This is a genomic window from Bacillus sp. UNC437CL72CviS29, from assembly GCF_000482345.1.
Taxonomy (GTDB): Bacteria; Bacillota; Bacilli; order Bacillales; family Bacillaceae_G; genus Bacillus_A; species Bacillus_A arachidis.
Genome location: NZ_AXVB01000004.1, coordinates 203998 through 215703 on the forward strand (window position 1 = coordinate 203998; position 11706 = coordinate 215703).

General features: G+C 35.7%; 13 protein-coding genes and 2 pseudogenes. 6 read left to right on the plus strand and 9 right to left on the minus strand.

The features are described 5' to 3' along the window. From glpF to M014_RS0104115, 6 genes are all read right to left on the minus strand, one after another. A complete protein-coding gene (gene glpF / locus M014_RS0104090; protein WP_026590581.1) occupies nucleotides 1-822 on the minus strand; it encodes a glycerol uptake facilitator protein GlpF in 822 nt (273 codons plus the stop codon). A 225-nt stretch (nucleotides 823-1047) separates the two neighbouring features. Continuing rightward, entirely contained in the window at nucleotides 1048-1605 is a 558-nt protein-coding gene (locus M014_RS0104095; protein ID WP_026590582.1) for a glycerol-3-phosphate responsive antiterminator, read from the minus strand. Between the two features lie 170 nt (nucleotides 1606-1775). Next, complete coding sequence (locus tag M014_RS0104100; protein WP_026590583.1) at nucleotides 1776-1976, minus strand: sporulation YhaL family protein; 201 nt, start codon at nucleotides 1974-1976, stop codon at nucleotides 1776-1778. A gap of 144 nt (nucleotides 1977-2120) precedes the next feature. Further along, nucleotides 2121-4508, minus strand: coding sequence for an immune inhibitor A domain-containing protein (locus M014_RS0104105; protein ID WP_026590584.1), 2388 nt, complete (start codon nucleotides 4506-4508; stop codon nucleotides 2121-2123). A gap of 223 nt (nucleotides 4509-4731) precedes the next feature. Then, complete coding sequence (locus M014_RS0104110; protein ID WP_026590585.1) at nucleotides 4732-5622, minus strand: alpha/beta fold hydrolase; 891 nt, start codon at nucleotides 5620-5622, stop codon at nucleotides 4732-4734. A gap of 284 nt (nucleotides 5623-5906) precedes the next feature. Continuing rightward, nucleotides 5907-6554 carry a metallophosphoesterase family protein gene (locus M014_RS0104115; protein WP_026590586.1) on the minus strand — a complete coding sequence of 216 codons (648 nt, stop codon included), beginning with the start codon at nucleotides 6552-6554 and terminating at the stop codon, nucleotides 5907-5909. Between the two features lie 316 nt (nucleotides 6555-6870). On the opposite strand from M014_RS0104115, the gene M014_RS0104120 reads away from it, so the two are divergent. The 5 genes and pseudogenes from M014_RS0104120 to M014_RS29085 all read left to right on the plus strand — a co-directional run. Beyond that, a complete protein-coding gene (locus M014_RS0104120) occupies nucleotides 6871-7332 on the plus strand; it encodes an SMI1/KNR4 family protein (protein ID WP_026590587.1) in 462 nt (153 codons plus the stop codon). Nucleotides 7333-7425: 93 nt separating this feature from the next. After that, nucleotides 7426-7713 carry a hypothetical protein gene (locus M014_RS0104125; protein WP_026590588.1) on the plus strand — a complete coding sequence of 96 codons (288 nt, stop codon included), beginning with the start codon at nucleotides 7426-7428 and terminating at the stop codon, nucleotides 7711-7713. A 60-nt stretch (nucleotides 7714-7773) separates the two neighbouring features. Further along, a pseudogene (locus M014_RS27825) lies at nucleotides 7774-7875 on the plus strand (YrhA family protein); the annotation flags it as partial. Between the two features lie 52 nt (nucleotides 7876-7927). After that, on the plus strand, nucleotides 7928-8236 hold the full coding sequence (locus M014_RS0104135; RefSeq protein ID WP_026590589.1) for a hypothetical protein: 309 nt from the start codon (nucleotides 7928-7930) through the stop codon (nucleotides 8234-8236). A gap of 112 nt (nucleotides 8237-8348) precedes the next feature. Then, a pseudogene (locus tag M014_RS29085) lies at nucleotides 8349-8465 on the plus strand (SMI1/KNR4 family protein); the annotation flags it as partial. A gap of 56 nt (nucleotides 8466-8521) precedes the next feature. Here M014_RS29085 and M014_RS0104145 read toward each other — a convergent pair. After that, on the minus strand, nucleotides 8522-8713 hold the full coding sequence (locus M014_RS0104145; protein ID WP_026590590.1) for a Phr family secreted Rap phosphatase inhibitor: 192 nt from the start codon (nucleotides 8711-8713) through the stop codon (nucleotides 8522-8524). Further along, nucleotides 8713-9807: a Rap family tetratricopeptide repeat protein gene (locus tag M014_RS0104150; RefSeq protein WP_026590591.1), complete on the minus strand. Its 1095-nt coding sequence runs from the start codon at nucleotides 9805-9807 to the stop codon at nucleotides 8713-8715. Before M014_RS0104150 ends, M014_RS0104145 begins: the two co-directional genes overlap by 1 nt. Nucleotides 9808-10006: 199 nt before the next feature. Here M014_RS0104150 and M014_RS0104155 point away from each other — a divergent pair, with 199 nt between their 5' ends. Then, a complete protein-coding gene (locus M014_RS0104155; protein WP_026590592.1) occupies nucleotides 10007-10438 on the plus strand; it encodes a VOC family protein in 432 nt (143 codons plus the stop codon). 307 nt (nucleotides 10439-10745) lie between these two features. Here the strand turns inward: M014_RS0104155 and yhaM are convergent, their stop codons facing one another. Further along, on the minus strand, nucleotides 10746-11690 hold the full coding sequence (gene yhaM, locus M014_RS0104160; RefSeq protein WP_026590593.1) for a 3'-5' exoribonuclease YhaM: 945 nt from the start codon (nucleotides 11688-11690) through the stop codon (nucleotides 10746-10748). Nucleotides 11691-11706 lie beyond the last annotated feature (16 nt).

Genomic DNA, 11706 nt, shown 5'->3' on the forward strand with positions numbered 1-11706 from the left:
TTATGCTACTTTTCTACTATTTGTATTGTTTTCGCTCTTTTTGCTTGTCATATAAGAGATTGCTAGTACAATCACAGTTGCAATTATCACATAAATAAGTGCTGCATTTTGTTTTCCTTCAAATACAACTTGATGGAATAAACCTGCAAGTGATCCACCTAAGATTGGTCCCACAACCGGAATCCATGCATACTTCCAATTTGATCCGCCTTTTCCTGGGATCGGAAGGAAGAAGTGTGCAATACGAGGTCCTAAATCACGAGCTGGGTTAATTGCATAACCTGTTGTTCCACCTAATGATAAACCGATACTTACAATTAAGAAACCTACGATAAATGGGTTTAAACCATCCGCAAATTTATTTGCTCCAATTGCTAATATACCAAATACTAAAACGAATGTTCCAATCATTTCACTTAAAAGGTTTGCAAATGTGTTCGGAATTGCTGGTCCTGTTGCAAAAACACCTAACTTTGTACCTGGGTCTTCTGTTTCTTTCCAATGAGGTAAGTAATGTAAATATACGATAATTGCACCGATGATTGCCCCAATCATTTGCGCTGCTATATAACCTGGTACATCATTCCATGGAAGCGCTCCCTTAAAAGCAAGCCCAATTGTTACTGCCGGGTTTAAATGTGCCCCGCTAATTGATCCTACTGCATATGCTGCGATGGCAACCGCTAAGCCCCATCCCATCGTAATAACAATCCATCCTGAATCCTTAGCAAATGACTTCTTTAAACTTACACCAGCACAAACGCCGCCACCAAGTAAGATTAACAACGCTGTCCCTATTAACTCCCCTAAATATGCTGACATAAAATCCCCCCATAATCAATTTAAACGCTTTCAATGTGATAGAGGTAAAATGAATGAACATTCATTTTTTCCCAAAGAAAAAGATCCACACCTGGCACGCTTCTATATAAAAATATAGAAACAATGAAATGTGGATCTCTTTTTTCTCCGTCACGTTTATTAACTTGTCTATAATGTTAACCGCAAATGAAAGCGGTGTCAACAAATTTTTTCACATTTTCGACACTATTTTTGGAAATGTTTCCATAGTTCTTTTTTCGATGTTGTAATCGCTGTTGCACCAGCTGCTAACGCTCTTTCTACATCATCAACCGTACGAATAAAGCCGCCTGCTAAAATCGGTACGCCCGTCCGTTCTTTCATCTCGGCAATCACACCTGTTAAAGCGCCTGGAAGCACTTCAATATAATCTGGTTTTGTCTTCTCTAACAGATTACAACTTTTCTCCATTGCACTCGAATCAATTAAAAAGATACGCTGAATCGCGACAACACCCTTTTGCTTCGCCTTCATAATCACACTTGCCTTTGTCGACAATAGTCCATATGGCTTATACTCTTGGCATAAAAACTCCGTCGCATGGCCATCGCTTTGCAACCCGTGAATTAAATCGACATGTAAAAATACCTTTTTACCATGCTGCTTCGCAAGTTTCACAACACTCTTCAATTGACCGATATGAATGTCTAAAATAACAATATACTCATAATAACTATGTAATAATTTTTCTAAATCTTTTATTTGCCGAACAGCTGGCAAAATCTTTTGCTCATGAAATTCCATTCAAAAAGTCCCCTTCTTTACATCATCCTATTCTTTATAGTACACAAATTAAGGAAAAAGAAAAGCTAGTAGAAGAATTTTTTATCCTACTTTCTTGTTACGTCGTGTCGAGCGGTCGATATCATAAAAAAAAGGTGAATAACCGACTCGTTATTCACCACTTACTCTCATTACAGCAACACAGAATCCTTATCACTCTCTTGATTACGTCGCTCGCGCTCTTCCTCTAAACGCTTCATATATACTTCGCCTTCTTTTTCAATAAACTCATTATCCATCTCTTGCTCTTTTTTTGAAGTATATAAAACCATGTAGCCACTTACGACAATCCCGATAATAACAAGATAAACCCACCATGGTAAAGTTTCCAATTGATTTCCTTCCTTTCCTAAGACAAGCCTTGTTAGTTTCACTGTATGAGAGGAAGGACAAGATTATGACTCTTTTCCATACATTCTTTTTCACATCATAAAAGCAGTACCCCTTAAGAGTACTGCTTCTAGTTTTATCTTATTCTATCGATGAATCCAAACTGCACCTGCAGACTTGTCTTCAGCTTGGCCTACTACTTCAAACTTTAAGCCTAGTTTCGGTAATTTACGTCCTGCATCTGGAATGATACTGTTGATGTACTGCTTAGAATCATCAAATTTCGCAACGCCTGGTAATCCTTTATAGTCAAAGATTCCGCGAGTTGGTGAATCTACTCTCCATGCTGGCGTTTGATCAAATGAGAATGCCGCATCGGCAATTTGATAACGCGTACTGCTCTTCACAGTCGGTTGTCCATTTAATGTACCTACGATTGCCTCTGGATGAGAATCTACTACACCTAGGAATCCTTCACCTGGATGAACGCCTACCCAGTTATCTGTAAAGCTTTGATCTGCGTACCATACAACCATTCCTGTATTAAATACTGGACCACGCGCATATTTTAATGCTTGGTCAGAACCAGCATAATTTCTCCACTCTACATAGTAGTTATGTTTTTTCTGTTCAAATCCATCAGATACAGTAAATCCTTTTAACGTCATTGCTGGTTGACCTTCAGCATCATCAGAGAAAACAACTTTGCCATCTACAGTTAACGCTGGATTATCTAACGCAAATCCTTTATAAGCTACTGCGATATCTGTTAAATATTCAAACTGTAGTTTTACTTTTTTCCCTTTGAATTGGCTTAAATCGTATGATTTATCAACCCACTTACCATCAGTTGTATCCATACCGCCTTTTACATCATTTTCTCCCATTCTATCAATACGTGTCTTCGTTCCATCTTCTGCAATAGCGTACACGTCAAGGAAATCATACTTCGCTTCAAGCTCATAGAATGCCTTATAATCAAACTTAGCATTCGCTGCATTTGTTAAATCAAATACTGGTGTCTCAAGTGTTGTATGCATGTCATTTCCTTTTGTACTGTAATAAAACTTCTTACCAAATGCCGCTTCAATATTTTTAATATTTTTGTCCGGTAAGTTAACACGAACAATTCCTGGTCGTTTTGACTTTGTAACACTTTGATCGATATATGTTGCAGCGCCAATGCCGTTGCGAAGTTTATCGTAATCTACTTCTAAAATATTCGCCCAGTTTCCGCCCATATTCTTTTGGAAAAACTCTTTATTTTGTGGTGACAAGCTCGTTGGCTCTGTTCCTGCAATTTTTCCAGCCCAGCTGCCTCCGCTCATAATAGACCATGACTCAACAGGTTCACCTTGTCCTGTATACTTTGTGTCATACTCATCTGGTAAACCTAAATCATGACCGTACTCATGCGCAAACACACCAACCGCTCCATCTTCAGGTTCGATTGTATAATCGTATGCAGCCATCTTTCCGCCCCAATTCGGAACAGAAGCTTGTGTGCCATCAATTGCATATGGTTTTGATCCAAGTTTTGAACGGTGAGACCAAATTGCATCATCTTTCAATTTACCGCCGCCAGCTTCTTGTCCTACACCCGCATGAACAACCATTAAATGATCAATAATGCCGTCTGGCTCATTTTTATTTCCGTCACCATCTTGATCGTACTGATCAAATTGGTCAAAATCAGCCAAGTTAATTCCTTTTGCTACTGCTGCTTTTAATGCTTCCTTCACAAAGTCACGTGGTCCTAAAGGTCCTTTATTATCATGACCAGTACCAGCATCTGAACCGTAATCGGAAGCTTTCCCTGGAACAGTTAGCCATTCCGTTACAGTTCCATCAACTGTGTAGCTACCACCAGATTGTTCTTCATAATATTGTTTAAATGTGTTAATCTTCGATCCATCAAATAACGTAAATGGCTCATCACCAAATAACATTTTTTGATAATGCTCACGATCAAAGTCTTTAGAATACATATATCCTGGCGCTTGATCAATATTATTATGTTTAAAATCACTAAACTCCGCGAGTAAAACAAGCACTTTATCTGTTCGAACAGCACCGTTATATCCTTCTTGCTTCGCTGGTGCAGTCGGAACTTTTCCATTTAACTTACCAGGGGTAAATCCAGATGCTTGTCCAGCTACTGTTCCTTCAGCCGGTTTATCTGCTTGTTCCTTTTCTTGCATCTTTGCATCTTTTACTTTTTTCATAAAATCAGATGCTTCTTGCGTCAAACTATCTCCAGGAACAATCTCTTTCCCAGGGTTTTCCCCTTTCTTTTTCTCAACATACTTTTCAACAGCCTTTGATGTCTCAGCTTGTGATGCAGATTTATCAATAACGCCTCGTTCTTTTAACGCTTCTGCTAAACGTTCCTCTGGTATTAAATGTTCATCGATTGGTAGAGATGATGATGGCGTTTCAGCATATGCAGATTGCCCCCCAAATGCAAAAGTACTGCTTAATACTGCCGCTGTTGCTAATACTGATAAAGGTTTTCTCTTCCCATTGTTTTTCAATGTACTTCCTCCCCATGTTTGCAAATTATCTGTTTTTTTTGCCAATAACAATATAATATTCGTATTATGACGAATATTCAATATTTTTCAACAAATAAAATGTTGAGAAATATTTTTTTATGCAGGATGAAACACATAAGACAGCAAAACAAAAAGGTTCTGCCCTAAATAGCAGAACCTTCGTTCGAATCATCTTCTTAAGAAAGAAGAAACGGGTTTATAATTAAAAAATTCTATTGGTAGATACAGCATGCTTTTCAAAAAAAGCTTGGACATATTTCATAAACTCTTCCGGCTCTTGACGAAACGGAGCATGATACCCTTTTTCAATCATATGGAATGTACTATTTTTCAATAGTTGATGATAAGTTTCACCATTTTTCCATGAAACACTTTTATCATTTCTGCCCCAAATAATTAAGGTTGGCACCTTGATTTCATTCGCATCCATCGCAATGCGGCGCTCTCTCATTTTCGTCAATTCACTATAATGCTCTTTATCATCTCTTCTATTTTTCACCGCATTTTTATCATAATCCGTAATGGTAGATACCGTATTTACATCAACCGATAAATTCGGCTTTTGAAAACCTTCTTTTTGCTGGAAGGATTCTATTCCTGTCGAGTCCGCTAAAATAAGGTGCGTAATCGCTTCAGGATATAAATACGTCAAATTAAGAGAAATCTCTCCTCCCATGGAATGACCGAGAACAGCGAACTTATCGTAGCCTAATTTTTTCATTAACTTATAATATAAATTTGCTTGTGCTGGAAATGAATACTGAAAATCCACCGGCTTAGAAGAACGACCAAATCCTAAAATATCAACCGCAATGATCGTATGATCTTTCGCTAATCCTGGATAAATATCACCAAATCCATCAGAAGAACCACCAAAGCCATGAAGCATAAGCAGCGGCGAGTTTCCTTCACCAATTTGTTTAAAATATATCGTTTGTCCATCAATTTCCGCCATCTTTTCTTCTGTGTTCAGTCTTGTTACCATTGTATCCTTTACTTCCTGTACCTTCGCTGTAGGCTTTTCCACAACGTTACAAACCACTAATAATACAAGTGCAAGACCACTAATTATATAGAACTTTAATTGTTTCAAGTTAACTGTCTCCTTTCTATTGCTGTGAATCAAGAACGAATACACTTAAAATAAGCTTTTACATTTTGTACGTATTTTATAGCCACTATAGTTGTAACAAATCAGGTTACAACTATAGTAAAAAAATATGCTTTCTCTCTAAATAGGAATGCATTGGAATATTTCTTGATTACCTTTATACTATTCAACTCACCTGTAATTATTTTAGTTACAAATAAAAAGTAAGTCAATTCTTTTCAGAGAAATTTATATTCCTTTTACTCTACTAAAAGCTTGAAATGATTCTATTTATCTCTTACGTCTGTATCTTCCCTAATAAATTCTAATATTTCTCCATTAGGTTTAATTTTCACACCTGTCAAATACCCTAAATAAGCAGCACCTGTATCTATATTCCATGTATTACTTTCAATGTCATAATGCGGATTTTCGCAAGGTGTGTGTCCTATAATTTGCAATTTATTAATATTCTTTAACGGACTGCGATTCCATAAAACGCCATACTCATCTTCCTCTATGAATGGATTTTCTGATTGTTTGGAAATTCCTGCGTGACTTAGAAACAGGTGTTCATTTTCCCAATATAGCGGAAGATTTCTAAACCATCTAACATCATTCATATAATCTCTATTCATTTTTCTGTATTGATTCAGTGTCTCTTCCCCACACTGTCTTAGCCAATTGTTATTCGGTGGATTATCAAAATGACTAATTATTTCAAACTCATGATTCCCCTTTAAAAATTTGACTTGACTAGGAAAATCAGCACTTAATTGTATTGCAAATTGGGCCATTTGAGGTGAGTTTTTTCCTCTATCAATTAAATCACCTAATTGGAAAACCATTTCATTCTCTTTATCCCAATATTTATTGAGCAAATTCTTAAATGTATAATAACACCCATGGACATCGCCTATAATAAAATAATTCATAGGGTACAGACTCCTCCTTATTTTAAATGAAAACGTTTATCCCTCTTTAACTAACTTACCCCTCTAGTGAAATTAGGGCAAGACATACATCCTCATTTTAATAAAGGGAATCTTTAATCAGTAGGGTTTTCTTCATCCTTCACCTTACTTCTTTTCTTTTGCTGAATTTTGAAGCGGGGATTTTATATACGTAAATAGCGGAAGAAAACAGCTATTTGGAATCACTATAAATCTATGTCTGTGATTTTTTGTAAAAAAGGGAATGAATTATTTATAATAAAATAAAAAACTTATTTGAATAAAAGGAGAAATTTAAATGAGAAACATTTGGGATACATCTAGTAAAAAACTAGAAGATTTAACAGATGAAATGGTTGTTTCCGCTGAAAATAAGCTAGGCGTAAAGTTACCGAAATCATATATTGACTTATGTAAAATACAAAACGGAGGGTATTTAATTTATGATGCTTATCCTACTTCTGTTCCAACAGGTTGGGCAGAAGACCATGTTAGCGTTAACTACATAAATGGGATTGGAGAAAAAGGAATTCTATCAAGCGCTTATTACATTGAAGAGTGGGAATTACCAAAAGATATTCTGCTTTTATGTGGAGACGGACATTGGTGGATTGCGCTGGATTATAGACACACAAAAGAAAATCCACCAATCCTATACATCGATTTAGAATGGGAAGAAGATATTTTCACTTTAGAATTAGCTCCTGATTTTGAAACACTAATTAACGGCCTATTCGTTTATGAATATGAGGAGAATTGATGATTGAAAGATTCACAATATCAATCGTGTTATTTGAATGGAACTCTCATGATAATAAGTGCCTTTTTATTTCAAGGATAAGTAGGTGTTCATATGAAACTATACTTTAAGGATATTGAATTAGGTGATATTACAGAAGTATCCACAGACACACCGTGGATGTATGGGACGATTCACTTAAATGAAAATAGTAAGCCATTTCATGAATATTTTCACGGGATGGTTGATGAAGACAATGAATTCGATTTTGAAGTCGCAGATTCAGAATTTTTGGCGGAAAGTAATTGGTCTATTTTAGATGAAAATGAAGGTAAATATTTAGGGATCGATATACCGGCTATTTACATAGAAGATACAACGATCGCATGGCGCTGGAGATAAATTGACCGATGCCAAAAGATACTATCTATCCTAAAATAGATTAAAAAAAGAGTTTTTTATATGTGGAAAAACTTGATTTTAGAAATTGAAAACATACTGAAAAGCGTTGGTTATAAGCTGAATACACCCGCTCTAGATACTGAGGTTCAGAGATTAAGAGAACGTGTGATACCTTCAATCCCCCTTAACAAAGAAATAAGGAGTGTTTAAAACAATGGGAAGATATCCACTGATTGCAATAATGAAAGAGTATGAGGATAAAGAAAATGTAATTTACAGTTTTGGTCCAAATACTGAATCTTGTATGTTATATCCAGATCTTTATAGTAGATGGAATTTTAAAGTTTTAAAGAATGAAACTAACCCTAATGAAGCATTTGTTTGTCTAGATGATATGCCAAAAAAACATATTTCCTTGTTGTATAAATGTATTCACAAAATATATGTTCACGTAAGAGAAAATGGTGGTATGGAAAATATGAATCAGATAGATTTCCCGGAATACCTTGAGTTTATTGTATAAGCTTTATAAAGTGAAACCTTAATCAGCGGCGGACTTAAGCCCCTACCTAACTTCTTTACTTTCACTGAACTTTGAGATGGGGGGCTTACTGTCCGTTAATGCTGGATAAGATAGGGTGTTTTTTAATCGGTTTATGTATCCATTTTCAGTTGCGGATTTTCGTTTGAGGCAAGATATCTATGAATATGGCCCAAACTTAGATGGTATAGACGATGAAGAAAACAAATAAAAGAAGAACGCCTATTAGTGAGGGTAAACGTTCTTCTGTTTTTGCTGGAAATTCAATTAAATTTCTTTTGGTGCTGGGCAGTCTGCGTGACTATTATCAGGTGCTCCAACATTGTATGCTAAGTCAGGGTTTGCAGGTGCCGGTACATCCCCATGATTAGCTTGCTGTGTAAATGAACTATTTAAACCAACAGACACGATACCAACTAACGCTAAACCTGTTACCACCACACGAATTTTTTTAAACATTATTTTAATGCCCCTTTCTCAAACGTTTTTTCTTTTGCCTGTAATGCTGTGTAGAAGTACTCACTTGCTTTTACATGATTGTTTTCACCGTAAAATTTAACTGCTAGTTTTTCTGTATATTCTTGAGTGTAATTATATAGTGATTCTTTGTCGAAATAATTAATTCCTTCAAGAATAATCTTTTCTAATTCTTCTGTTGGAACATTATTATTTAGTGCTTTTAAAATAGTAAAGTGATGTATATATTCTTCATTATTCAATTCAGTACAAATGTTTAACCCATTTGTAAGTAATTCCTCAGCAATATTTATTTCACCTAGTTTATGATGTTCTCTAGCTTGTAGAAAAATCGCTTTAAAATGTGTCGGCATTTTTCCGGTTACTTCTGAAAGGTGTCGAATAGCTAATATAGAAAGATTTTGACTTGCATATAACCACCCCAAGTTATGACGCACCCTCAAAAGCAAAGTTTCATTATCTTGTTTTTGTAAAATATCTATTGCGGAACTCAAGAATTCCTCAGCTTGTTCATATTGTCCTATTTGGATAGCAGTTAATCCTAAAAGGTTTTCAGATAAAGCAATACTCTTTTCATATCCTGTGTGCTTTAAGAAAATTTCTTTAGCTTTGTTAACATATTTTATAGTATTCATTGGCTGCGTTTTATAGTAAAAAAATGCAGAAATACGATAATAGAATTCTGCACGTTCTAACTCATCAGGCACATGCTTCAACAATTTCTCAGCTTTCTCATAATATTCACTAGCCTCATTATAGTTCGTTGTTAATGTGGCATGTATCGCTTTGAAAAAGTGATAGTAATACGAAAGAACCTCGTCAGAAGCTGTGTTACATGATTCAATTACATCAAAACTATTTTTTGTAATGCTTAAACTATCAGTTAACACCTTATATCTAAAATCTAGTAAAGAATAATATAACAATAGATTTTGATCTTCTTCGGCATTAACAATCTTCTCATCAATTTCTTCTTTCAATTCTGTCGCTTTCTCCACTTGCTGCTTCAGCATCGATTGATACCAAGCGTCTAATGAATGCTTAATCTGTTCTTTCGTTACTACATGTGCACTCATAGAATTTCTCCCCTCATTTCTTTCTGTAATTATCTAAATATTAACATTTTTCCACAAATTTTATATAATTTCTTTTCTACATAAGTTGAGAAATAATTTTCAGATTTTTACCAATACAATTACGAATTGAGTGAAAGAAAGGGTATTTAAATCTTATATTGAATTTATAAAGATATAAAATTATGGAGGTCATATACGGATGGTACTACAAAGAGTAAGTCTAATAACAATTGGTGCTTTTAACTTACCTGTTCTTCGGGCATTTTATAAAAGTCTAGGGTGGGAAGAGACAGAAATCAGTTCAGATACTTATGCGGCATTTAAAACGGCAGGTGTTATTCTTTCAATATTTCCTATTGAGGAATTAGCAAGAGATGCTGGTGTTTCCATTACTCAAGATGTAAACAGCTTTCGTGGTGTAACGTTTGCTATCAATATAGATAAGCCTGAACAAGTTGATACAACAATTGAGGAAATTCGAAATGTAGGCGGAAAAATTTTAAGGGAACCAAGCGATGCTTTTTGGGGAGGAAGAACGGCTTATTTTGCCGATCCAGAAAACAACCTTTGGGAAGTAGCATGGAATCCTGATTCTATCTTTGATGACAGAGGAGCTATGCTTTCTTTCTAGATATTATTTGGATAAACGTAGACTATTAAAGTACCTTACCAACTAGCACTTTCAAACAAGGTAAAAAAGGACTAACAAAAAATGACAGTAGGATTTTCTGTAGATGTATTTTTCTATGAGGCAGGACACCCTGACTTTTTACACAGCTTTTTCTCAACAATGTCATACAGGTGGGAGTCCTCTCGAAAGATATGATAGAGGAAACAGCCGTAAACCAATTTGCCCACGAGTTTTTAAAATCTCGTGGGCAAATTGTAGGCAAGCAATGTTAGAAGTTTGCTAAAATCACTTGCCTCATAAGTACTATTTAGTTGTGAAAAGTAGGTTTATAAAACGAACGATTATCAAGGGCAAAGACACGCTCTGTGTATTCACCTGGTTTCGTGCGGCCAAGGGCACGATCCATCATGTTCATCTTCGCATCTAAATTATCGATGTAATGCAGGATTTCTGCTTCTTTTACTAATGGTGGTTTTGGGCTACCCCATTCGGCTTTTCCGTGATGAGATAAGACGATATGTTGAAGAATTAGTACTTCTTCGCCTTCAATTTTCAGTTCATCTGCGGCTTTTCCAATTTCGTTTACCATGATGGAAATGTGACCTAGTAGGTTTCCTTCTAGTGTATATGTTGTTGAAATCGGACCAGATAATTCAATGACTTTACCAAGGTCGTGTAAAATAACGCCTGCATATAGTAAATCTTTATCTAAAGATGGATATAGCGTAGAAATTGCTTTCGCTAAATCAAGCATCGACACAACGTGATACGCAAGTCCTGATACGAACTCGTGATGATTTTTCGTTGCTGCTGGATATTCTAAAAATTCATTTTGATGTTTATTCAATAAATGTCTTGTCAGACGCTGAATGTTCGAATTTCTCATTTCAAATATGTACTGTGTAATCTTTTCTACCATATCTTCTTTTTTCACTGGAGCTTTTTCTACAAAGTCTGAGATATCTGTTATTTCATTCGCATTTGCAACGCGGATTTGCTTCACACGAAGTTGAATGCGCCCTTTATAGTTTTGAATATCTCCAGCTACTTTTACAATCGTTTCGGCTACATATTGCTTCTCTACTTCTGGTGATACATCCCATAGCTTCGCTTCAATATCCCCGCTTTGGTCTTGTAAGATTACTGTTAAAAATGGCTTCCCATTACTTGCGATACCTTTTGTTGCTGTTTTAATTAGCAAAAAGACATCGACTTGTTCACCAACTTCATATTCTGCAATTTTCTTTTTCATCCTGATTCCTCCACCA